This window comes from Massilia sp. UYP32, from assembly GCF_050434365.1.
Taxonomy (GTDB): domain Bacteria; phylum Pseudomonadota; class Gammaproteobacteria; order Burkholderiales; family Burkholderiaceae_D; genus Telluria; species Telluria timonae.
Genome location: NZ_JBNDIK010000004.1, coordinates 83,158 through 104,058, shown reverse-complemented (window position 1 = coordinate 104,058; position 20,901 = coordinate 83,158). Strand labels below are relative to the sequence as shown.

Below are 20,901 nucleotides of genomic sequence, written 5' to 3'. Positions count from 1 at the left end.
ATTCCGGCTCCTTCAACCGGTTTTCGGGCGACGATGCTCTCTGCCACCCTGTTCGAGTCAGCCTTCAACAGCTCGCCCTTCGGGCACTACCTGCTGTCGCCCACGGCTGACGCGATCATCCTCGCCGTCAACGATGCCTTCCTCAAGGCCTCGTCGCGCACCCGCGAGGAACTGCTCGGGGTCAGCCTGTTCACGGCCTTTCCCGGCAACCCCGACGATCCGGAAGATACCGGCGAAGCCGACCTGCGCGCCTCGCTCGCCAAGGTGCGCGCGACCGGCCTGCCCGACACCCTGCCGGCGGTGCGCTATCCGATTCCCGTGGTGCTGCCCGATGGCCGGACGGTGTTCGAGGAACGCTTCTGGACCTCGACCAGCACGCCGATCTTCGGCCCCGGCGGCGAACTGACCTGCATTTCGCACAGCAATAACGACGTCACCGCCCAGGTGCGCTCGGAGGCGGCCGTGCGCGAAAGCGAGAAGCGCTTCCGCGCGCTGACCAATGCGACGGCCGAAGTCATCTATCGCATGAATCCCGACTGGACCCAGCTGCGCCATCTCGAAGGCCGCGGCTTCCTGAAGGACACGGACGACGCCAACGGCCTCTGGCTCGAAGAATATGTCCCGCCCGAGGACCAGGGCCGGCTGCACCAGGAGATCGCGCGCGCCATCCGCGACCGCTCGGTGTTCGAGCTCGAGCACCGGGTGCGGCGCGCCGACGGCAGCAGCGGCTGGACCCTGTCGCGCGCGGTGCCGATGTTCGACACCGCCGGCGAGGTCTACGAATGGATCGGGGCCGCCAGCGACATCACCGAGCGCAAGGCGGCCGAAGAAAAGCTGCGCGAGGCCGACCGCCGCAAGGACGAATTCCTGGCCATGCTGGCGCACGAGCTGAGAAATCCCCTGGCGCCGATCGGCGCCGCGGCCGAGCTGCTGCAGCGCATCAAGCTGGACGAAACGATGATCAAGCGCACCAGCCAGATCATCGGGCGCCAGGTGGGCCACATGACGGCGCTGATCGAAGACTTGCTGGACGTCTCGCGCGTCACGCGCGGCCTGGTGCAACTCGACAGCGAGCCGCTCGACGTCGGCGCCGTGCTGCACGAGGCGGTGGAACAGGTCATGCCGCTGATCCAGGCGCGCCGCCACGACCTGGCGTTGCGCCTGCCGCCGCCGGGCACGCTGGTCGCGGGCGACCGCAAGCGCCTGGTGCAGGTGGTCGCCAATCTTCTCAACAACGCCGCCAAATACACGCCTGAAGACGGACGCCTCGAGGTCGCATCGTTCATCGACGCCGAACGGCGCCTGTGCATCGACGTCGTCGACAACGGCATCGGCATGGCGCCCGAGCTGGCGGCGCGCGCCTTCGAACTGTTCGCCCAGGCCGAGCGCTCGTCCGACCGCTCCTCGGGCGGCCTGGGGCTGGGCCTGGCGCTGGTGAAAAGCCTGGTCGATCTGCATGGCGGCGCGGTCGCCTGCGACAGCGCCGGCCCGGGCCGCGGCAGCCGGTTCTCGGTCTGCCTGCCGCTGCTCGAACGCCAAAGCGACGCCGCCGCCCCGCCCTGCGACGAACCGCGCAGCGCCGCGCCACCGGGCTCGCTGCGCGTGATGGTCGTGGACGACAACGTCGATGCGGCCGTCACCCTGTCGATGCTGCTGGAGTCGGGTGGGCACCAGGTCGCGGTGGAGCACGATGCGCTGCGAGCGCTGCAATGCGCGCAGCAGTTCAGTCCCCAGGTCTGCCTGCTCGACATCGGCCTGCCCGGCATCGACGGGCTCGAACTCGCGCGGCGCCTGCGCGCGCTGCCGCAAGCGGCCAACGCGCTGCTGGTCGCGGTCACCGGCTACGGCCAGGCGCGCGACCGCGACCAGATCCTCGGCGCCGGCTTCGACCACCACCTGGTCAAGCCGATCGACACCGGGCGCCTGTACGCGCTGCTGGAAGGCGTGGCCGCGCCGGCCGCTTGAGCGCCGCGCGGCCTTCCCCGATCGGCGCCGTGCGGCGATAATGCCGCGCATTTCAATCGGCAATCATTCGACCATCTCATCATGCAAGCACACAAAGCCCATTACCTGCAGCTGCGTCCCCACGACGCCCTGCCCGACCTCAAGCATCTGGCGCCGTTCATGGCCGTGGTCGTGATCGACGACGACAGCGACGAGATGTGGCGCTGGGACGTCGCACGCTGGCTGGTCGATTCCGGCTGCCGCTACATGCTGGCCTGGGGCAAGGAATGCGCGAGCTGGAACGAGGCGGTCGAGGATGCCGCCCTGGAAGCGTTCGACTACGAAGACGTCGCGCCGGAACAATCCGTGCTGACGACGGCGCACGAGGATGAGGACCTGGACGAAGTGTTCTGGTTCGCGCGCCACCGCGCCAGCCACCCGGCGCTGCGCTTTTCCACCGCGGTGATCCTGCACGTGGCCATGCGCGGCCGGCCCGACGAACTGCTGGCGCAGTTCGCCGACGCCTGAGCCGCCGGTCCGATCCCTACACCCGCGCCAGCGTTTCCGGGTCGGCCTCGCCGTCGAAATACTTGTCGATGCAGGCCTGGAACACGGCTTCGTCGGGCGCCACGTCGGCGAACAGGGTCATCGACGAGCGGAATTTCAGCTCGTCCGGATGGCCGAAAATCTCGTGCGCAGTCGGCCCGTCGAGCGCGGCGACGATGCCGGCGCATTCGCGCAGGCGCCGGCCCAGCACCGGATGGGCCAGGTAAGCCGCCGCCTCGTCCTCGGAGCCGATGGCATAGCGCTGCGCCATCTCGCTGCTGCCCAGCCCCTTGAACTGCGGAAAAACGAACCACATCCAGTGGCTGCGCTTGTGCCCTGCCCGCAATTCGGCCAGCACATTGGCGTAGACCGGCTCCTGCGCCTCGACGAAGCGCGTCAGGTTGAAGTCATCCATGATGTTTCCCTCCCCTTGTCACCGAAATGCTACAACGCCGTCGTTGTTTGCTAAAGTGCCGCACGATGAACGCCGAACACCTCTCCCTCCTCCTCGTGCGCGAAATGCCCTACGGGAAATATAAAGGCCGCAAACTGGCCGACCTGCCGGGCCATTACCTGGGCTGGTTCGCGCGCGAAGGTTTTCCACGCGGCGAGCTCGGCCAATTACTGGCCCTGATGGTCGAACTCGACCACAATGATTTGCGCGGCCTGCTCGATCCGCTGCGTGGACCGTCGACTAGGTGATACCCTCTAGCAATACACACGCCAATATCCTCCTGGGCATCGGTATAATCGAACATTCAACGAAGAATCCGCCATGCTCAACGAACACGCTCCCGCGCCCCTGGTGCTGGTGGTCGAGGACGACGACCACATTGCCCAGGTATTGCGCTTCATGCTCGAACGCCAGGGTTACCGCGTCCTGCACCTGGCCGACGGCCGCGCCGCGAGCGAGTACGTGGCCGCCAGTCCGGAAATTCCCGACCTGGTGCTGATGGACGTGATGCTGCCCCATCTCGACGGCTTCGAGATCGTCGCCCTGGCCCGTGCGCGCGCCGAGTGGGCGGCGGTGCCCATCCTCATGCTGACCGCCAAGAACACCGAGCGCGACACCGTGCGCGCGCTCGACGCCGGCGCCAACGACTTCGTTAGCAAGCCGTTCCAGCCCAACGAATTGCTGGCGCGCGTGCGGCGCCTGCTGCTGCCGGCCGCCTGAGTATCCCTAAGCGGGCGCTGCGAATCGTCCGGCTCGCTTACACTCGGGGCATGTCGCGCTCCATTTTCCTGCTTCCGCTTCTGCTGTCATCGCTGTCCTTGCCGGCCCAGGCCGCCACCTTGCTGCTGTGCCCCGGCGCTCCGCTCGCCTCGCCCGGCGCCGTGACCGAGGACTACACCACCGCCATGGGCGCCCGCATGCGCGCCATCGTCACCGAAGCGCCGGGCAAGCCCGATCCCGGCTGCCGCGCCGTGCCGCTCAAGGTGGCCGCCAGCGGCGTCCAGGCGCTGCACTTCCTGCCATTGGACGCGGCGCCGGGCGAGACGATCCTGCTGCGCGGCGAACAAAGCGGCAAGGAGTTCACCGTCACCGGCCACACGCTGGGCGCGCCGCCGCCCCTGCCCGCCTCGCAGCCGGGCCTGGCCACGCAAGCCCCGCTCGACGCCGCCGACGTGCGCCGCCGCGCGCCGCGCGCCACCTGGGCCTGGAGCCCGAACGCCTGGCGCGAACGCGCCGACGCCATGCTCGACTGGGCCGCGGAGCAAGGCATGGGCGAATTGTTCATCAACGTGCCGGTGCGCGCCGGCACGGTCGCCGAGCCGCAGGCATTGGCGGCCTTCGTGCGCCAGGCGGACAGCCGCGGCATCGCGGTGACCGCCTTCGAGGACGGGCCCGACCTGATCCTGCCGACCGCGCGCGCCGACGCCGTCGACCGCATGCGCGCCTATGCCGCCTATAACGCGCAGGCCGGCGCGCGCGCGCGCCTGAAGGGCGTCCAGTTCGACGTCCAGCCCCAACTGCTCGATCCCGACAAGCTGCCGAAGGCGGCGCGCGACAACCATTACCTCGACCTGCTGGCCGCGCTGCGCGGGGCCGCCGGCACGATGCGGCTCGAGGCCGTGGCGCCGGCCGCCTGGAGCGGCGAGGACGCGCTGCTGCGCGGCCTGGCGCGCCATGTGGATGCGCTGACGGTGCGCACCTACCGCACCGACCCCGATGAGATACGGCGCCATGCGGCGCCCTTCCTGGACTGGGGTGTCCAGCACGGCAAGCGGGTGCGCATCGCGCTCGAGGCCGGACCGGCCGGCGCCGGCGTGGAACGCCAATACCGGCGCCTGGGGCCGGGCGCCAAAGGCGACCTCTTGATGTTCGACCTCGACGGCCAGAAGGTGCTGATGCTGCTGCAGGTGCCCGCGGCCCAGGACGAGGCGCAGGCCTACGCGCTGGCCGACCGGCGCGAGATCGCCGGCTCGGCCACCACCTTCCACTTCGACAAGCCCGCGCTGATGCGCCTGCTGCCGCGGCTTGAACAGTCCTTTGGCGCGTGGAAGAGCTTCGGCGGGATGGCGGTGCACGCGCTGCGCTAGCGCGCTCGCGCGCCAGTCACCCCAGCGGCAACTCCACCGTAAACCGCGTCCCCAGCCTGGCCCGGGTCTCGAAGCCGATCGTGCCGCCGTGCTCCTCGACGATCGCCTTGCTGATGCTCAGCCCCAGCCCGGTGCCGCCGCGCTGGCGCGTGTCGTGGGCGTCGGCCTGGGCGAAGCGTTCGAACACGCGCGCCTGGAACGCGGGTGGGATGCCCGGCCCCTCGTCGGTCACGCTCAGGCGCGCCCAGCCCGGCCGCTGCGCCAGGCCCACCGTCACCGTCTGGCCGGACGGCGTGAACTTGATCGCGTTCGACAGCAGGTTGCTCAGCACCTGCACCAGGCGGTCATGGTCGATCGCGGCCTGTACCCCTTCGGCGCCCGGCGGCAGGTCGAGCCGCAGCGCGACGCCGGCCTGGCGCGCCTGGCCCTCCATCGCCTCGGTCGCGTGCCGCAGCACCGGCGCCAGCGGCTGCACGCTGCGCCGGTATTCCATCTGGCCCGCCTCGATCTTCTGGATATCGAGCAGGTCGTTCACCATCCGCATCAGGCGGTCGCAGCTCTGGCTGGCGATGTGCAGCAGCTTGGCCACGTCCGGCGGCAATTCGCCGGCCATGCCGGTGTCGAGCAGCGACAGCGAGGCGTGGATCGAGGTCAGCGGCGTGCGCAGCTCGTGCGAGACGGTGGACACGAATTCGCTTTTCATGCGCTCGACCTTCTTGCGCTCGGAGATGTCGTGCAGGAAGATGCTGAAGAAGGCATCCGCGCCCTCGCCCGCCAGCGCCACCGTGGTCTCGACCGTGAATTCCGCGCCCTGGCGGTTGACCACGATCCGCTCCAGGCGCCGGTCATACGAAAACTCCGCGCCCTGGTGGAAGCCGCGCAGCGCCTTGGCGATGCTGGCGCGGTAGCGCTCCGGCAGGATCATCTCGGCCAGCGGCCAGCCGACCGCCTCGTGGCGGCTCCAGCCGAACATGCGCTCGGCGGCCGGATTCCAGTCGAGGATCATGCCGCGCTGGTCGGCCGCGATGAAGGCGTCCTGCGCCGCCCCGACGATGGTGGCCATGCGCTGCTCGCTGGCGCGCACCGAGGCCAACGCGCGTTCCAGTTCCAGGGTGCGCTGCTCGACCCGCTGTTCGAGGGTGTCGTTCAGCGTCTGCAGCTCGGCGCGCCGCTGCACCAGCGCCGTCACCAGCGCATTGAGCGCGCCGGAGAGCTGGCGCACCTCGGTATACCCGCGCCCCGCCGGCACCAGTACCTGGCTGTCGCCGCGGCGCAGGCGGTCGGCCGACGCGGCCAGGGCCTGCAAGGGACGCGTGATGCGGCGCGCCAGCAGCAGGCCGGCCAGCGAGAACAGGAGCGCCAGCGCGGCGCCGCTCCACAAGGCGCGTTCACGCAGCTCGCGCACCGGCCGGTAGGCGTCCTCGAGGTCCTGGCGCACCAGCACGTGCCAGCCCAGGCCCGGATAGTCGCCCACCGCGCGCGTGGCGGCGTAGCCGACCAGGTAGTCGCGCCCGTCGTCCCAGCGCTCGATCGCGTAGCCGGTGCGCCCCTGGCGCGCTTCGCCCAGGCTGGCCAGGTCGACCCTGGTGTCCTGCAGGCCTTCGGGCCCCAGCAGCACCACGCCTTCGGCGCTGACGATCAATGCCTGCACCCGGTTGCGCGCCTGGACCGGCGCGATGATCGAGCGCTCGACGTCGCGCGCCCACTCCCACGACAGGTGGGTGCCCAGCACGCCGGCCGGCTTGCCGTTCGCGTCCAGCCAGGGAAAGGCGACGTCCACGAAGCGGCGCGGCTCGCCTTCCTGCACCGGCAGCAGCTTGGCCAGCAGCACCGCCTCGTGCACGTCGCCGACGTAGGTGCCCTTGAGGGCATTGATGAACCACGGCCGCTTGGCCACGTTCTTCCCTTCCAGCAGGCCGCGCGCCTCGGCCAGCACCGTGCCGTCCAGCGCGGCCATGCCGATCCATTCGTAGTAGCCGTAGCTCGACTGCATGTCGCCCAGGATGCGGCGCCGCTCCGCATGCGAGGTGCCGGCGGCCATCAGGTCGCTGCGGCGCGCCATCAGGCGCACCTCGCGATAGCGCTCATACATGCCGCGATCGAGCTTGTCGGCGGTCTGCATCGCCATCTCGCCCAGCCCGCTGCCGATGCTGCTCTTGACCTGGTCGGTGGCGGCGCGCTCGACCACCTCGACCAGCAGCAGGGTCAGGACCACGGTCAGCGCCGAGAACGCGAGCGCGAGCCAGGCGCCGAGGCCGCGCGGGCTCAAGCGATGCAGGAAAGGTCGGGAATGCGGCATGGAAGCACCTGGGACGATCGTTAATACCGAGCGTACCACGGTGACAATAGTGCTTGGCAATACGAAACTTGGTCATCCGCGCAGCTCGACCGTTCGCCAAGCGCTGTCCGCCTCCTGGCGCAGACGCCGCCCGGGGCCGGCGAAAAGCGGGTGATTCCGCACGGCCATGCCCGATTTCCGGTAAACTTGACGGCTATAAGTACATCGATTGGAAACACCGTCATGCAAGCCACCGCCGCCGCCCCCGCTCTTTCCTCGCCGCCGCCTTCCCTGCTGGACTATGCCACCTCGTGCGCGCTGCCGACGCCGTGGGCCCAGTTCACGCTGCACGCCTGGGTCGAGCCGGCCACCGGCAAGGAACACCTGGCGATGGCTCTGGGCGACCTGTCGACCGGCGAGCCGGTGCTGGCGCGGGTGCACTCCGAATGCCTGACCGGCGACGTGATGTTCTCGCAGCGCTGCGACTGCGGCGCCCAGCTCGAAGGCGCGCTGCAGCGCATCGCCGAGGAAGGCCGCGGCATCCTGCTCTACCTGCGCCAGGAAGGCCGCGGCATCGGCCTGGTCAACAAGATCCGCGCCTACCGCCTGCAGGAAGCCGGCGCCGACACGGTCGAGGCCAACCTGCAGCTGGGCTTCCATGCCGACGCCCGCAACTACGAGCTGTGCCGGCCGATGCTGGAACAGTTCGGCATCAAGTCGGTGCGCCTGATGACCAACAACCCGCGCAAGATCGACGCCCTGAACCGCATCGGCGTCACGGTCGCCGAGCGCGTGCCGCTGCTGGTCAACCGCAATGCCTACAACAACAGCTACCTGAACACCAAGCAGGCCAAGCTGGGCCACATGATGGCGCCGCTGACCGCCGTCGAACAGGGCGAAAAGGCACTGGTCGAACCGGCCAATACCCCTGAATCGACGCCGACATTGCCGTAAACGTGCGCTAACGCGCGCAACGCTCGTTGATCCAGTGGCAAGATAGTATTTCATACTGCCATCAAACTATTGCATGAAACGAGCTGTCCTGGCACTCCTGCTGACCTGCATCGCCGTCGGCGCCGCCCTCGAGGCGACGTCGCCGCCGGCCGCTGCCCAGCCCCAGCCGCAGAATCTGGCGCAAACGGCGCCGCGCGCGAGCCAGAACACGGCCGGCGTCGGCACCGGCGCCGCCATCGGCGCGCCCCAGATGCCGGTCGATACCGCGCCCGCGGCCACGCCGAACGCGCCGCTGCCGGGCGAGACCGAGGCCCAGGACGCCCTGCCCGAGCCTTCGCTGGCGGCCCAGGACCTGTACGATTCCGCACGCGGCGACCTGCTGCAGATCCGCATGCTGCTCAAGAACGGCCGCACCCAGTCGACGGTCGGCTCGGGCTTCCTGGTCGGCACCAGCAACCTGGCGCTGACCAATTACCACGTGGTGTCGCAGATGGCGCTCGACCCCGCGATCTATACGGCCGAATACATCGACACCGACGGCAATACCGGCCCGGTCGAGCTGATGGCGGTCGACGTGCTGCACGACCTGGCCGTGGTGCGCATCAACCGCAACGGCAGCGGCTTCTTCAAGGTGCCCGAGCAGCCGGTGCGGCTGCGCCAGGGGCAGCGCCTGTACTCGCTCGGCAATCCGCTCGACCTGGGCTTCGCGATCTCGGAAGGGGCGTATAACGGCGTGCTCACGCGCAGCTTCTACGATCGCCTGATCTTTTCCGGCCCGATCAACTCGGGCATGAGCGGCGGGCCGAGCGTGACCGCCAGCGGCACCGTGGCCGGCATCAACGTCTCGCGCCGGCGCGACGGCGAATCGGTCAGCTTCCTGGTGCCGGTCAAGCATGCGCAGGAGTTGCTGCGCAAGGTGGCCGAGCAGGCCGCGCCGCCGGCCGACTTCAATCCGCTGATCGGCAAGCAGCTGCTGGCGCACCAGGGCAATATGGTCGACAAGCTGCTCGAGGAACCCCTCACGCTCAAGGGCATGGGCCAGTACCTGGTGCCGGTGCGCGAATCGGGCGAGGTGCGCTGCTGGGGGCGCTCGAATGCCCGCGGCGCGGTCTACAGCACCGATTCGATGAGCTGCGTGATGCAGTCGGCGGTGTTCGTGTCGGACGTGCAGCAGACCGGCAACGTGGCCATGACCCACCAGTACATCCGCAGCGGCACCATGGACCCGATGCGCTTCGCGACGCTCGCCAGCGACACCTTCCAGGTGAACAACCTGGGCAGCACCGGCGACCCGCGCCTGACCAAGCCGTTCTGCACCGAGCGCTTCGTGCATACCCGGACCCTGCCGCTGCGCGCCGTCACCTGCGTGCGCGCCTACCGCAAGTTCGAGGGCCTGTACAACTTCACCCTGCTCACGGCCAGCACCGACGCCTCGCAATCGAGCCTGCAGAGCCGCCTGGACGTGTCCGGCGTCTCCTACGAAAACGGCCTGCGCGTCACGCGCGCCTACCTGGGCGCCTTCGGGCGGAGTGGACGGCGATGAGCGAGCACACCAGCCAGCCATTGGACAGGCCGACGGGCGCCCCGACCAGCGCGCCGACCAGCGCGCCGACCGGCGGGCCAATGAGCGCCGAGTCGCTGCGCGGCCCGTGGACCATCGAGACCCTGGCCCGCAACGGCGAGGTGCTGCACCGCCACCGCGTGGCGGCGCTGCCGATCCGCATGGGCCGCGCCTACGACAACGACTTCATCGTCGACGACGATTACGCGGCCGCCCACCACGCCGTGGTCGAAGCCGGGCCGGATGGCCGCCTGCGGCTGCGCGACCTCGGCAGCCGCAACGGCATCGTGCACAAGAGCCGGCGCATCAAGGACGAACTGGCGCTCGACGGCGACACCGTGGTGCGCATGGGCCACACCTCGCTGCGCATCCGCGGCGCCGCGCAGCGGGTCGCGCCGGAGATGGTCGATCGCACCATGCACGGCTGGGAAGGCATGCTGCCGGGCGGCGCCGGCATCGTATTGGCCGTGTTGGCGGCGCTGCTGGTGGCCTGGCTGACCGACGCCAGCAACGACCTGGAGCGCTATGCCCTGTTCCCGGCCGCGGCCAGCGGCATCGGCCTGGCCTGGGCCGGCCTGTGGGCCTTCGGCAACCGCCTGTTCGGGCGCCGCGCGCGCCTCGGGCGCCACCTGTTCATCTATGGCTGCGCGCTGGCGGCGCTGGTGGGCCTGCGCCTGCTGGCCAGCGTGGTGGCCTATGCCTGGTCGCTCGAATGGCTGACCGCGTATGCCTCGCACGCGGCGGTGGCGACGGTGGCGGTGGCGGTCTACTTCCACCTCGCCACCGTCACGCCGCAGTACCGGCGTCGCCTGCGCCTGGCCTGCGGCGCGCTGGCGCTCCTGGTGTCGAGCCTGATCCTGGCCGGGAACATGCAGCGCCACGGCCGCACCGCCGACGAGCTGTACATGCCGGTGCTGCTGCCGCCCGAGCTGCGCGCCAGCCCGGACGTGCCGGTGGCCGATTACATCGACCAGGTGGGGGCGATGAAGAAGGAGATCGACGCCGAGCGTAGCGGTGGCAACTGAATGGCAGCTGAGCGGCAACTGAACGGTAAGCGGGCGCGCTAGCCGAGCTGGCCCAGCAGCCGGCTCAGCGTCCCGGCCGCGATCGGCTTGGTGAAGTGGTGGTCGAAACCGGCTTCGCGCGCGCGCAACTGGTCTTCGTCGGAACCCCAGCCGGTCACGGCGACGATGACCGTGCGCGCCAGCGCCGGCAGCGCGCGCAGCCGCGCCGCGAGCTCGTAGCCGTTCATGCCCGGCATGCCGATGTCGAGGAAAGCGATGTCGGGCGTGAAGTCGCGCACCAGCGCCAGCGCGTCGCGGCCATTGGTCGCGCTGCGGATCTCGTGGGCGTTCATCTGCAGCAGCAGCGACAGGCTCTCGGCGGCATCGGTGTTGTCGTCCACCACCAGGATGCGAAAACTGCGGCGCGGGACCGCGCGCTGCTCTTGCCGCGCCTCGCGCAAGACCTCGTCCGGCCCGGCGCCTGGTCGCGCGCCGAGCGGCAGGCGCACGGTGAAGGTGCTGCCCTGGCCGGCGCCGGCGCTGTCCACCTCGATGCGGCCGCCGTGCAGGGCCACCAGCTGGCGCACCAGCGACAGCCCGATGCCCAGCCCGCCCTGGGCCAGGCCGCCATGGTCGCCGACCTGGCTGAACATCTCGAAGATCGCCTCACGGTGCTCGGGCAGGATGCCGACGCCGCTGTCGCTCACCGCGACGATCGCCATGCCCGTGGCCTCGCCCGCCGCCCCGCTCGCGCCCTTGCTCACGTCGAGGCGGATGTCGCCGCCGGGCGGGGTGTACTTGGCGGCATTGGTCAAGAGGTTGCTCACCACCTGGGCGACGCGGATCGGGTCGATGTCCAGCAACAGCGGCTCGTGCCAGAGCCGCACGTCGAGCCGGTGGCGCGCGCCCTGGATGACCGCAGTGCTGGTCTCCACCGCGCTCGTCACCACCCGGTTGAGGTCGACCAGCTGCTTGCGGATCTCGATCTTGCCGCTGCTGACGCGGGCGACGTCGAGCAGGTCGTCGACCAGGTGCGACAGCTGGTGGGTCTGGCGCTCGAGCATCTCGCGCACGCGCGCCAGGGTGTCCGGATTGTCGGCGCGCAGGCGCATGATCTCGAGGCCGGTGCGGATGGTCGCCATCGGGTTACGCAGCTCGTGCGCCAGCACCGCCAGGAACTCGCTCTTGCGCCGGCTCGCCTCCGAAGCCTCGCGCGCCAGGCGCCGCATGTCTTCCTCGATGCGCTTGCGTTCGCTGGTGTCGCGAAACACCAGCGCCACGTGGCGCGCCTCGGGCGCGCCGATGCGCGAGGCGTTGACCTCGAACCAGCGTTCGAGCTTGGGCGAATATTCCTCGAACAGGATCGATTCGCCGGTGCGCGCCACCGCGCCGTAGCGTTCCAGCCAGACCGATTCGAGGCCGGGCGCCAGCTCGTGCACCGAGCGTCCCTTGGCGTCAAGAATGCCGCTCTGGATCGCGAACATCGGGTTCACTTCGATGAACACCAGGTCGCAGGGGGCGCCGCCGGCGTCGAATTTCACTTCCAGGATGCAGAAGGCTTCATCGACCTCCTCGAACAGCTTGCGGTATTTTTCCTCGGACTCGCGCAAGGCCGCCTCGGCGCGCTTGACGCGGTCGATGTCGGTGACCACCGAGACCTGGCCGTTGACCTGTCCATCGGCATCGCGGATCGGCACCGAACTGATATGGGTCCAGACCTCGCGACCGTCGTCCTCGCGGTACAAGGCCTCCATGCCCGGCACGACGCGCTCGCCGCGCAGGGCGCGGGCGCCGGGAAAATCCTCGCGCGCCACCGGCGCGCCATCCTCGTCGAATATCGTCCAGCGCGCGAAGCCGCGCTCATCGCGCGACGGCATGCGGCGCGTCGGCAGGTAACGCTCCATCGCGTCGTTCGCCAGCACGATCGCGCCGCTGGCGTCGCTGACGCCGACCCCGACCGGCAGGCTGTCGAACAGGGCCGACAAGCGCGCATCGCTCGCCCGCCGCGCCTGATCGGCGCGGCGCGCCTCGAGCACCCGGCCGGTGGTCTCGAAAGCGGTATGAACGAAACCGCCCGCCACGCCGTCGAGGCCGCGCAAGGGCACGTAGGATGCGGCGAACCAGCGCTGGCATTCCTGGTCTCCCGGCGGCAGCGTCACGCACAAGTCCTCGACATGGCCGGGCCGTCCCGCCATGGCGGCGTCGGCCAGCGGCTTGACCTCGGGCCACATGGTCGGCATGACCTCGCTCAGCGGCCTGCCGAGCGCGCCCGGATGGGCATGGCCGAGCAGCGCCGCATAGGCGTCGTTGTACAGCATCAGGTAACGCTCGCTCCAGCACACCAGGGTCGGATGGGGCGCATCGAGCATCAGGTCGAGCGCCACCCGCAGCTCGACCGGCCAGCCGCCCGGCGCGCCCATGGGACTCGACGACCAGTCATGGGCCGCAAGCAGGGCCCGCATCTGGCGCCGGTTATCGGCATCGTCGCTGTGGTGACCAGGAATGTTCATGGCCCATTGTCGCACGATGGGCTTGCAGGCACGGCAATGGTCACCAATTGTCACATTTACCACGGCGCGCCGTTTTGACAAGCGTGGGCCGATGCACGATGATCGGGTCTTTCTCAGATGGAACCCATCCGTGCCCTCTTTTTCACACCGCGCAAACCGCAGCCTCATCGTCGCCGGCATTGCCTGGATGCTGTTCTGGAGCCTGATGGTGCTGGTCGCGCTGGAAGACTATCGGCGCGACGGCGGCACGGCCCTATGGCAACCGGTGTTGTGGGAGACCTCGTCCGCGGTGGTGGCGACGCTCCTGTTCCTGGTCCAGCGCCGGTCAAGCAGCGGCGACGATGCGCTGGTCGCCACGCCCCGGCGCTGGTTCGGCCGGCAACTTCGCTGGCTGCCGCTGTACTGGTTCGGCTTCACGCCCATCGTGTTCGCGATCCGGCACGGCATCTATGCGCTGGCCGGCGTCCGCTACGAACACCAACCCTGGTCCGACGTCTTCGTCTACGAGGCGCTCAAGATCTCGGTGTTCTTCGGGCTGTTCACGACGATCGGCTTCGGCCTCCTGTCCTACCGCGAAATGATGAAGGAGCGCGTGCGCGCCGAGCAGGCCGGCGCGCTGCTGCGCGAAGCCCAGCTCGAACGCCTGACGCGCCAGATGCAGCCGCACTTCCTGTTCAACGCGCTGAACACGATCTCTTCCCTGATGCATACCGACGTGGCGCGCGCCGACGCCACGCTGGTGCGCCTGGCGGACGTGCTGCGCGCCACCCTGGCGCTGGGCGAGCGGCCGCAGGCGCGCCTGCGCGACGAGCTGCGCCTGGCCCAGGGCTATGCGGCGGTGATGGCCGAGCGCTTCGAGGGACGGGTGACGCTGGCGTGGGACGTCGACCCGGCCGTGCTTGACGTGATGCTGCCCGCCATCAGCCTGCAACCGCTGCTCGAGAACGTGTTCAAGCACACCGTTGGACGGCGCCGCGAGGCGACCGCGATCCGGGTCGCGGCCGCCGTCGACGGCGGCGCCATGGTGCTGCGGGTCGAGGACGACGGCGGCATGCTGGAAGAATCGAGCGCGCCCGGCATCACGGTGGCCAACCTGCGCACGCGGCTGGCCGCCCTGCACGGAGAACACGCGAGCCTGGCCTTGGTCGCATTGGCGCCGGCTGGCGTGCGCGCGGAAATGAGGCTGCCATGCACGTGCTGATCGTCGACGACGAACGCCCGGCGCGCGACCGGCTGCGCCGCATGCTGGCTTTGGCGCCAGGCATCGCGTCGGTGCGCGAAGCGGTCGATGGCGTCGAGGCCCTGCGCATGGTCGAGAGCGAACGGCCGGATGCGCTGCTGCTCGATATCGAGATGCCGGAGCTCTCGGGCATCGACCTGGCCGCCTCGCTGCCGGCGCCGGCGCCGCTGGTGGTGTTCGTCACCGCCCATGAGGATTATGCGCTGCGCGCCTTCGACAGCGAAGCGGTGGACTATCTGCTCAAGCCCTTCGACCAGGAACGCCTGCACCGGGCGCTCGAACGGCTGCGCGCGCGCCTGGCGGCGCCAGTGCAGGCGGCATCGCCGCCGCCCAGTCCCCCGCGCCAGTTGCTGGTGAGCGAACGCGGCGCGACGCGCGTGGTGCAGGTGGCCGATATCGAGTGGCTCGAGACGGCCGACAACTATGTGGCGCTGCACACGTGCGCCGGCGCCCCGCTGCTGCGCCAGACCCTCGGCGCCCTGCTCGGCCAGCTGGGAAGCGCCTTCATGCGCTGCCACCGGCGCGCGGCGGTGCGCCTCTCGGCCATCGACCGCATCGAGCCGCTCGACAAGGGCGATTGCGAACTGGTGCTGCGCAGCGGCGCGCGGGTGCCATGCAGCCGCCAGCACCGCCCCGCCCTGCTCGCACGCCTGGACCCGGCTCGCCCCACGTAAGGCCCGGTTCGCCCCCTGGCGCTGGCAGCGATCCCGCCTGCGCGCGATGCTGGCGTCTCCATCATCACCAGAGCGCGCCATGCAGCCAACCACTTCCGCCGGCAATCACCGCCTGTATTTCCTCGACTGGGTCCGCATCCTGGCCTTCTTCGTTCTGATCGCCTACCACGTGGGCATGTACTACGTGAGCTGGGGCTGGCACGTGAAGAGTCCGCATGCCGGCGCCGGTCCGGAACCGTTCATGCTGCTGTCCTCGCCGTGGCGCCTGAGCCTGCTGTTCTTCGTGGCCGGCGCGGCCTCGCATTTCTTGCTGCGCAAGATGGCGCCGGGGACCTTCGTGCGCCGGCGCAGCCTGCGCCTGCTGCTGCCGCTGCTGTTCGGCATGCTGGTCATCGTGCCGCCGCAGCCCTGGCTGGAGGTGGTCGAAAAGCTTGGCTACGCCGACGGTTTCATGGCGTTCATGCGCCTGTACCTCGTCGGCTACGGCGGCTTCTGCCAGGACGGCTGCCTGGTCTTGCCGACCTGGAACCACCTGTGGTTCGTCGCCTACCTGTGGGTGTACACGCTGGTGCTGGCCGCCTGCGCGGCATTGCTGGGCAACGCCCGCATCGAGGCGCTGGCCGCGCGCAGCGCCGGCATGGTGAGCGGCTGGAAGCTGATCGCGCTGCCGGCGCTGTTCCTGGCGATCGTGCGCATCCTGCTGGCCGACCGCTTCCCGGGCACCCACGCCCTGGTCGACGACTGGTTCAATCACGCCACCTACCTGCCGATGTTCCTGCTCGGCGCCCTGGTGGCGCGCAGCCGTCCGGTGTGGGAACACATGGAGAGCGTGCGCTGGAGCGCCCTCGGCATTGCGCTGGCCGGATGGGCCGCACTCGTGGCCTGGCACGCCGCCCCGCACCATGAACACAGCGCGCAGATGATGGCGTTCTGGGTCCCCGTGATGCGTTGCGTGTATGCGCTGTGCGCCTGGAGCGCCATCGTCGCCGCCTGCGGTTTCGCGCGCCGCCACCTGGACCGCGACGGGCCGGCGCGCCGCTACCTGACCGATGCGGTGTTCCCGGTCTATATCGCGCACCAGACCCTGATCGTCGTGATGGCACATGCTTTCAAGCCGCTGGGCCTGGCGCCCGGCGTCGAGGCCCTGCTGCTGATGGTCCTGACCGCGACCGGCAGCTTCGCGCTGTACGAAGCCGTGCGCCGTATGCGCTGGGCGCGCCCGCTGTTCGGCCTGGCGCCAGAGGCGAGAACGGGAGGCATGCCGCCCCTGGCGCACGGCCAGGCGACGGCGCCGCGCTGATCAGTGTGTCGCCAGCGCCTGGCGTCCCTGCTGGCCGGCCTGGAGCGCCTGCGTGGCCTGCTGGGCCGCCTGCTGGGCCGCCTGCTGGCTGGTCTGCTGGGCCGACTGCGCCGCGCCGTCGGCGCGCGCGTTGCCTGCACCATCGGCGCGCGTGAACGGGTCGGTCATGGTGCGCAGCGCCTCCTGCTGGCTACGGATGCCGCGCTCGGTTTCCTCGGCCGAGGTGCGCGCCACCTCGTCGACCACGGCGCGCGCGGTGCGGGTGGTGGCCTGCACGTGCTGCTCGGCCACGCGCGCCAGCTCGACCTGGGCGTCGGTGGTCAGGCGCGAAACGTGCTGCTGGTAGGCGCGCAGCTTTTCGGTGGCCGGCTGGGCCCGCGCCGAGGCCGCGCCCAGCAGTTCGGACTGGCGGTCGACATTCAGCACGTGCTGGCTGGCCAGCGTGGTCTCCTCGAGCATGGTCTGGGCCAGCTGGATGTTGAGTTCACACATCTGCTGGAAGGAACGGAACAGGGATTTGGACATGTCGTTGACGAAGGCGGTCTGGGCGTCCAGGTGGGTGCGCACGGCCGGCGTCACGGATTGCGGAAACGGATACATGCAGAGCCTCTCTTTGAGTGAGATTGAACGTGAAATGAATGAGTTGCGTGCCTGGGCACGAACAACGAACATTAAAGCGCTACCGTCCCTGCACAGTTGAGGTGCACCAAACGTGCAGGCTCCCTGATATTCGGGCTGGCCCGATCCTTGCATGTCAGAAAGCACCCTGGATTCCAAGGGCTTTGTGGGAGGTAAAGATGATTGGACAGAACGATGTAGTCGAATTCGCGGGCACGCCCGGGCGCACGGTCCGCGTGCTGTGGATCGACCAGCCGCGGGCGCTGGCCTGGACCTATCAACTGGGCAGCCATGCGGCCATGCCCGAGCCGACGCCGCTGGCGGTGCTCGAAGAAGCACAGGCGTCCGGCCAGGCGCGGCGCCTGCTGGTCGACCCGTTCGCGGCGGCGCCGCCGCGCGAACCGGTGCCGCAGGGCTACCTGAACCTGCAGGCCAAGGCCTGGTCGGCCGTGCGCGCCCTGCACGCCGACCGCCACGCACTGTACGATCCGCGCCAGCGCGCCACGCTGATGGCCGCCTACGCCGCCGCCCACGGCATGTCGAAATCGAGCATCCTGCGCTACCTGCGCCGCTACTGGGAGCGCGGCCAGACGCCCGACGCCCTGCTGCCGGACTACGGCAATTCGGGCGCGCCGGGCCGCACCCGCGCGGTCACGGCCGGCATCAAGCGCGGACGCCCGCGCAAGGGCGTCGGCACCGGCACCAATGCCGACGAGCGGATGCGCGCGATCTTCCGCGCCGCCGCCGCGCGCTATGCGGCCAGCCATGACGGCTTCTCGCGCCGCGCCGCCTATCGCCAGATGCTGGAGGACTTCTTCCAGGACGTCGACGCCGGCGCGCTGCCCAGCTTCGGCCAGTTCAATTACTGGCTCGAGCGCGACGCCGCCGTCCCGCCGCCGGTCACGCTGGCGCGCCCGGCGCCGCCGCGCCCACCGGTGCATGCACCGATGCATGCACCGTCGCGGTTCACGCAGCACGCCGCCATGGCCTGAGCGATCGCGGTGCACCGCACGCCGTCATGGTGCGCGGTGCGCGTAGCGCTACCCTTGCGCCGGCGCCAGCGGCGCGCCGCAATCCTTGCAGAAGTGGGCGCGCGGGTCATGCTCGCCGCTGCCGCAGGCGCCGCATTGGCGCGGCGTGCCGCGCGGGGCGTGGCGCGACATCTTCTGCGACGTCATCTCGGCCGAGACGATCCCCGTGGGCACCGCCAGGATGCCCCAGCCCAGCAGCACCATGAACGAGGCGATCGCCTTGCCCACCGGCGTGTGCGGCACGATGTCGCCGTAGCCGACGGTGGTGATGGTCACCGTGGCCCAGTACATCGACATCGGAATGCTGGTGAAGCCGTTCTCCGGCCCCTCGACCACGTACATCACGGTGCCGAGGATCAGGATCAGCATCAGCACCACCGACAGGAACACCATGATCTTGCGCCGGCTGGCGACCAGGGCCTCGCCCAGGCGCGTGTATTCCTCGATGTACAGGGTCAGCTTGAAGATGCGAAATACGCGCAGCAGGCGCAGGATGCGCACGTCCAGGAACACCTGGCTGCCGGGCAGCAGCAGCGACAGGTAAGTCGGCAGCACCGACACCACGTCGATGATCCCGTAGAAGCTGCGCGCATAGCGCAGCGGGCGCTGCACGCACACCAGGCGCGCGATGTATTCGATCGTAAACAGCAGCGTGAAGCCCCATTCGAGCACCGAGGTCACGCCCGAATACTGGCTGTAGATGGCCGGCACGCTGTCGAGGATCACGACCAGGATGCTGAGCAGGATCAGGATCACCAGCACGATGTCGAAACGGCGCCCGGCCGGGGTGTCGGTGCCGAAGATGACGTCGAACATGCGCGCGCGCCAGCCGTCCGGCGGTCGGCCCAGCAGCGTGGGCAGGTCGCGCGGCGGCGTCGGCACGAACTTGCTGTCGATCTTGCTGTCGGTCGCGCGGATCATCTGGGGTGAAGTCCCGCCGGCGAAGGCGAACCCTTATCTGGCATGCTGCTCCACCCAGGCGGCAAAGGCGGCCATGAATTTCTGGAAGAAGGCGCGCGACGATTCGTCGACCAGCTCATCCCCCTCGTACTTGCCGGCGACGCCGCCGACATAGGCTTCCGGCGCCGGCATGGTCGGCATGTTCAGGAACGGCAGCATCTGGCGCAGGTGGTGGTTGGCGCCGAAGCCGCCCAGCGCGCCTGGCGAGACGCTGACGATGGCGCAGGGCTTGTCGGCGAAGGCCGCCTTGCCGTAAGGGCGCGAGCCGACGTCGATCGCGTTCTTCAACGCGCCCGGCACCGAGCGGTTGTATTCAGGGGTGCAGAACAGGATGCCGTCGGCCTGGCGGATGGCGTCGCGAAAGGCCGCGAATGCGCTTGGGGGCGGATCGGTCTCGTCGTCCTCGTTATACAGCGGCAGGTCGCGCAGCTCGACGATCGCGAGCTGGAGTCCTTGCGGCGCCAGCGCGATCAGGCTGTGGGCGACGCGGCGGGTGTACGAGTCCTTGCGCAGGCTGCCGACGAGGACGGCGATTTTTTTCGAGGCCATGATATTCCTTTATTGGATGAGGTCGTTTTGCCAACCTCCGATGATAGCGGCTTTCGTTCGCGCGGTGCGTCGCACACGGAAAACACCTGTAAATACCCTCGTAAACACAGCAACTGCATGGTAACTGCACGGAAATGCCTGGTTGGCAACAGGATCATATCCAGTTAGAATCGGGCCCGACCTTGCCCGTCGGGGCCGCATGCGATGCCGGACCGACACGGCGCAGCGTTCCAGGAAGGAACACCGCACTACCGACTTTATCAACCCACGCGCCTGATCGCGCAGCAGAACCATGAACCTCGAAGAATACTTCCCCGTCCTCATGTTCATCATCATCGGCATCCTGGTCGGTGTCGCGCCCCAGGTCCTGGGCCGCGTCCTGGGGCCGCATCGCCCCGATGAACAGAAGCTGTCCGCCTACGAGTGCGGCTTCGAGGCCTTCGGCGACGCCCGCATGCAGTTCGACGTGCGCTTCTACCTGGTCGCGATCCTGTTCATCCTGTTCGACCTGGAAGTGGCCTTCCTGGTGCCGTGGGCGGTCGTCGTCACCGATATCGGCTCGACCGGTTTCTGGGCCATGATGGTGTTCCTGGGCCTGTTGACCATCGGCCTGGCCTACGAGTGGAAAAAAGGCGCGCTGGACTGGGACTGATCGGCCATGGACGCCATGCTGTTCGTGAACCTGGTGATCGGCATCGGCCTGCTCGACGCCGCCTGGCGCTCGCACAAGAACGCCAGGCCGCGCACGGCGGCGCTGCTGGCGACCATCGCCGGCGCCGGCATCGCCCTGAGCCTGTTCGTGCTGGCCACCGGGACCGGCGTCCCTCCTCCCAGCGTCGACTAGACCGCGACGGCCGCGCTCCGCGGCCTTTTTTTTCGCCTACAGCCGCAGGCGCCGGTACATCTCCAGGAAGCGCTTCACCTGCGGCTTGCTCATGACGGCCACCGGGTCGCCATGCCAGGCATACAGGAAAGGCTCGCCGCCCTGGCGGTCGGAGATGCGCACCGACAGCAGGAAGCGCGTGCCGATTGGATAGCGCGCCGTGTCGAGCAGGCTGCGCGAACACTGCACCCGCATATCGGTCGCGAAGGCTTGCCCCGACACCGGCCGGATGCGCGGCTTGCCGGTGCGCGCATCCAATGCCGATTCGACCGCCACCTCGCGGTAAGCCCAGGCGTCGCGCGCCACGC

21 protein-coding genes are annotated in these 20,901 nt (G+C 69.3%); 14 read left to right on the top strand and 7 right to left on the bottom strand.

What is annotated here, in order from left to right:
* Positions 1-33 precede the first annotated feature (33 nt).
* Positions 34-1,965: a hybrid sensor histidine kinase/response regulator gene (locus ABIB42_RS04510; protein WP_429247951.1), complete on the top strand. Its 1,932-nt coding sequence runs from the start codon at positions 34-36 to the stop codon at positions 1,963-1,965.
* A gap of 81 nt (positions 1,966-2,046) precedes the next feature.
* On the top strand, positions 2,047-2,472 hold the full coding sequence (locus ABIB42_RS04505) for a DUF7684 family protein (RefSeq protein ID WP_005666497.1): 426 nt from the start codon (positions 2,047-2,049) through the stop codon (positions 2,470-2,472).
* Positions 2,473-2,488: 16 nt separating this feature from the next.
* Here ABIB42_RS04505 and ABIB42_RS04500 read toward each other — a convergent pair whose 3' ends face one another.
* The gene (locus ABIB42_RS04500) at positions 2,489-2,905 is read right to left on the bottom strand and encodes a DUF1810 domain-containing protein (protein WP_005666494.1); all 417 of its coding nucleotides are present in this window, start codon (positions 2,903-2,905) and stop codon (positions 2,489-2,491) included.
* A 65-nt stretch (positions 2,906-2,970) separates the two neighbouring features.
* Here ABIB42_RS04500 and ABIB42_RS04495 point away from each other — a divergent pair, with 65 nt between their 5' ends.
* From ABIB42_RS04495 to ABIB42_RS04485, 3 genes are all read left to right on the top strand, one after another.
* Positions 2,971-3,192, top strand: coding sequence for a DUF3820 family protein (locus ABIB42_RS04495; protein WP_071362040.1), 222 nt, complete (start codon positions 2,971-2,973; stop codon positions 3,190-3,192).
* Between the two features lie 73 nt (positions 3,193-3,265).
* Entirely contained in the window at positions 3,266-3,664 is a 399-nt protein-coding gene (locus ABIB42_RS04490) for a response regulator transcription factor (RefSeq protein ID WP_005666489.1), read from the top strand.
* Positions 3,665-3,714: 50 nt separating this feature from the next.
* Positions 3,715-5,031 (top strand): hypothetical protein, encoded by a 1,317-nt coding sequence (locus tag ABIB42_RS04485; protein WP_429247950.1) that lies wholly within the window; start codon positions 3,715-3,717, stop codon positions 5,029-5,031.
* Between the two features lie 16 nt (positions 5,032-5,047).
* Here ABIB42_RS04485 and ABIB42_RS04480 read toward each other — a convergent pair whose 3' ends face one another.
* A complete protein-coding gene (locus ABIB42_RS04480) occupies positions 5,048-7,330 on the bottom strand; it encodes an ATP-binding protein (RefSeq protein WP_429247949.1) in 2,283 nt (760 codons plus the stop codon).
* A gap of 222 nt (positions 7,331-7,552) precedes the next feature.
* Here ABIB42_RS04480 and ribA point away from each other — a divergent pair, with 222 nt between their 5' ends.
* From ribA to ABIB42_RS04465, 3 genes are all read left to right on the top strand, one after another.
* A complete protein-coding gene (ribA, locus tag ABIB42_RS04475; protein WP_429247948.1) occupies positions 7,553-8,263 on the top strand; it encodes a GTP cyclohydrolase II in 711 nt (236 codons plus the stop codon).
* Between the two features lie 73 nt (positions 8,264-8,336).
* Positions 8,337-9,806, top strand: coding sequence for a S1 family peptidase (locus ABIB42_RS04470; protein WP_005666483.1), 1,470 nt, complete (start codon positions 8,337-8,339; stop codon positions 9,804-9,806).
* On the top strand, positions 9,803-10,849 hold the full coding sequence (locus ABIB42_RS04465) for an FHA domain-containing protein (RefSeq protein WP_429247947.1): 1,047 nt from the start codon (positions 9,803-9,805) through the stop codon (positions 10,847-10,849). The genes ABIB42_RS04470 and ABIB42_RS04465 overlap by 4 nt, the downstream gene beginning before the upstream one ends.
* 38 nt (positions 10,850-10,887) lie before the next feature.
* Here the strand turns inward: ABIB42_RS04465 and ABIB42_RS04460 are convergent, their stop codons facing one another.
* Positions 10,888-13,338, bottom strand: a complete 2,451-nt coding sequence (locus tag ABIB42_RS04460; RefSeq protein WP_429247946.1) for an ATP-binding protein — start codon at positions 13,336-13,338, stop codon at positions 10,888-10,890.
* 130 nt (positions 13,339-13,468) lie between these two features.
* Between ABIB42_RS04460 and ABIB42_RS04455 the strand changes: the two genes are divergently transcribed.
* The 3 genes from ABIB42_RS04455 to ABIB42_RS04445 all read left to right on the top strand — a co-directional run bounded on the left by ABIB42_RS04455 (position 13,469) and on the right by ABIB42_RS04445 (position 16,552).
* Positions 13,469-14,539, top strand: a complete 1,071-nt coding sequence (locus tag ABIB42_RS04455) for a sensor histidine kinase (RefSeq protein ID WP_229520491.1) — start codon at positions 13,469-13,471, stop codon at positions 14,537-14,539.
* On the top strand, positions 14,527-15,252 hold the full coding sequence (locus ABIB42_RS04450; protein ID WP_312160277.1) for a LytR/AlgR family response regulator transcription factor: 726 nt from the start codon (positions 14,527-14,529) through the stop codon (positions 15,250-15,252). The genes ABIB42_RS04455 and ABIB42_RS04450 overlap by 13 nt, the downstream gene beginning before the upstream one ends.
* 79 nt (positions 15,253-15,331) lie before the next feature.
* Positions 15,332-16,552 (top strand): acyltransferase family protein, encoded by a 1,221-nt coding sequence (locus tag ABIB42_RS04445; RefSeq protein ID WP_429247945.1) that lies wholly within the window; start codon positions 15,332-15,334, stop codon positions 16,550-16,552.
* On the opposite strand, the gene ABIB42_RS04440 is transcribed toward ABIB42_RS04445, so the two are convergent.
* Complete coding sequence (locus ABIB42_RS04440) at positions 16,553-17,152, bottom strand: phasin family protein (protein WP_273027648.1); 600 nt, start codon at positions 17,150-17,152, stop codon at positions 16,553-16,555. It lies immediately after the preceding gene.
* Between the two features lie 197 nt (positions 17,153-17,349).
* Here ABIB42_RS04440 and ABIB42_RS04435 point away from each other — a divergent pair, with 197 nt between their 5' ends.
* Entirely contained in the window at positions 17,350-18,162 is an 813-nt protein-coding gene (locus ABIB42_RS04435; protein WP_273027649.1) for a hypothetical protein, read from the top strand.
* A gap of 48 nt (positions 18,163-18,210) precedes the next feature.
* On the opposite strand, the gene ABIB42_RS04430 is transcribed toward ABIB42_RS04435, so the two are convergent.
* Together ABIB42_RS04430 and ABIB42_RS04425 are read right to left on the bottom strand one after the other, a co-directional pair.
* On the bottom strand, positions 18,211-19,122 hold the full coding sequence (locus ABIB42_RS04430; RefSeq protein ID WP_071362029.1) for an ion transporter: 912 nt from the start codon (positions 19,120-19,122) through the stop codon (positions 18,211-18,213).
* Positions 19,123-19,155: 33 nt separating this feature from the next.
* Positions 19,156-19,710 carry an NADPH-dependent FMN reductase gene (locus tag ABIB42_RS04425; RefSeq protein ID WP_273027650.1) on the bottom strand — a complete coding sequence of 185 codons (555 nt, stop codon included), beginning with the start codon at positions 19,708-19,710 and terminating at the stop codon, positions 19,156-19,158.
* A gap of 292 nt (positions 19,711-20,002) precedes the next feature.
* Between ABIB42_RS04425 and ABIB42_RS04420 the strand changes: the two genes are divergently transcribed.
* Together ABIB42_RS04420 and ABIB42_RS04415 are read left to right on the top strand one after the other, a co-directional pair.
* A complete protein-coding gene (locus tag ABIB42_RS04420) occupies positions 20,003-20,362 on the top strand; it encodes an NADH-quinone oxidoreductase subunit A (protein ID WP_005666469.1) in 360 nt (119 codons plus the stop codon).
* Positions 20,363-20,368: 6 nt separating this feature from the next.
* Entirely contained in the window at positions 20,369-20,554 is a 186-nt protein-coding gene (locus tag ABIB42_RS04415) for a hypothetical protein (protein WP_005666467.1), read from the top strand.
* Between the two features lie 36 nt (positions 20,555-20,590).
* Here ABIB42_RS04415 and ABIB42_RS04410 read toward each other — a convergent pair whose 3' ends face one another.
* Complete coding sequence (locus ABIB42_RS04410; protein ID WP_273027651.1) at positions 20,591-20,899, bottom strand: hypothetical protein; 309 nt, start codon at positions 20,897-20,899, stop codon at positions 20,591-20,593.
* Positions 20,900-20,901: the final 2 nt, after the last annotated feature.

What these genes read in the sequence shown, in the direction of transcription:
- ABIB42_RS04500 (WP_005666494.1), bottom strand. Translation starts at nt 2,905, where the DNA reads ATGGATGACTTCAACCTGACGCGCTTCGTCGAGGCGCAGGAGCCGGTC.
- ABIB42_RS04470 (WP_005666483.1), top strand. Translation starts at nt 8,337, where the DNA reads ATGAAACGAGCTGTCCTGGCACTCCTGCTGACCTGCATCGCCGTCGGC.
- ABIB42_RS04490 (WP_005666489.1), top strand. Translation starts at nt 3,266, where the DNA reads ATGCTCAACGAACACGCTCCCGCGCCCCTGGTGCTGGTGGTCGAGGAC.
- ABIB42_RS04445 (WP_429247945.1), top strand. Translation starts at nt 15,332, where the DNA reads ATGCAGCCAACCACTTCCGCCGGCAATCACCGCCTGTATTTCCTCGAC.
- ABIB42_RS04420 (WP_005666469.1), top strand. Translation starts at nt 20,003, where the DNA reads ATGAACCTCGAAGAATACTTCCCCGTCCTCATGTTCATCATCATCGGC.
- ABIB42_RS04430 (WP_071362029.1), bottom strand. Translation starts at nt 19,122, where the DNA reads ATGATCCGCGCGACCGACAGCAAGATCGACAGCAAGTTCGTGCCGACG.
- ABIB42_RS04435 (WP_273027649.1), top strand. Translation starts at nt 17,350, where the DNA reads ATGATTGGACAGAACGATGTAGTCGAATTCGCGGGCACGCCCGGGCGC.
- ABIB42_RS04440 (WP_273027648.1), bottom strand. Translation starts at nt 17,152, where the DNA reads ATGTATCCGTTTCCGCAATCCGTGACGCCGGCCGTGCGCACCCACCTG.
- ABIB42_RS04505 (WP_005666497.1), top strand. Translation starts at nt 2,047, where the DNA reads ATGCAAGCACACAAAGCCCATTACCTGCAGCTGCGTCCCCACGACGCC.
- ABIB42_RS04485 (WP_429247950.1), top strand. Translation starts at nt 3,715, where the DNA reads ATGTCGCGCTCCATTTTCCTGCTTCCGCTTCTGCTGTCATCGCTGTCC.
- ABIB42_RS04460 (WP_429247946.1), bottom strand. Translation starts at nt 13,338, where the DNA reads ATGAACATTCCTGGTCACCACAGCGACGATGCCGATAACCGGCGCCAG.
- ABIB42_RS04450 (WP_312160277.1), top strand. Translation starts at nt 14,527, where the DNA reads ATGCACGTGCTGATCGTCGACGACGAACGCCCGGCGCGCGACCGGCTG.
- ABIB42_RS04480 (WP_429247949.1), bottom strand. Translation starts at nt 7,330, where the DNA reads ATGCCGCATTCCCGACCTTTCCTGCATCGCTTGAGCCCGCGCGGCCTC.
- ABIB42_RS04495 (WP_071362040.1), top strand. Translation starts at nt 2,971, where the DNA reads ATGAACGCCGAACACCTCTCCCTCCTCCTCGTGCGCGAAATGCCCTAC.
- ABIB42_RS04415 (WP_005666467.1), top strand. Translation starts at nt 20,369, where the DNA reads ATGGACGCCATGCTGTTCGTGAACCTGGTGATCGGCATCGGCCTGCTC.
- ribA (WP_429247948.1), top strand. Translation starts at nt 7,553, where the DNA reads ATGCAAGCCACCGCCGCCGCCCCCGCTCTTTCCTCGCCGCCGCCTTCC.
- ABIB42_RS04425 (WP_273027650.1), bottom strand. Translation starts at nt 19,710, where the DNA reads ATGGCCTCGAAAAAAATCGCCGTCCTCGTCGGCAGCCTGCGCAAGGAC.
- ABIB42_RS04510 (WP_429247951.1), top strand. Translation starts at nt 34, where the DNA reads ATGCTCTCTGCCACCCTGTTCGAGTCAGCCTTCAACAGCTCGCCCTTC.
- ABIB42_RS04465 (WP_429247947.1), top strand. Translation starts at nt 9,803, where the DNA reads ATGAGCGAGCACACCAGCCAGCCATTGGACAGGCCGACGGGCGCCCCG.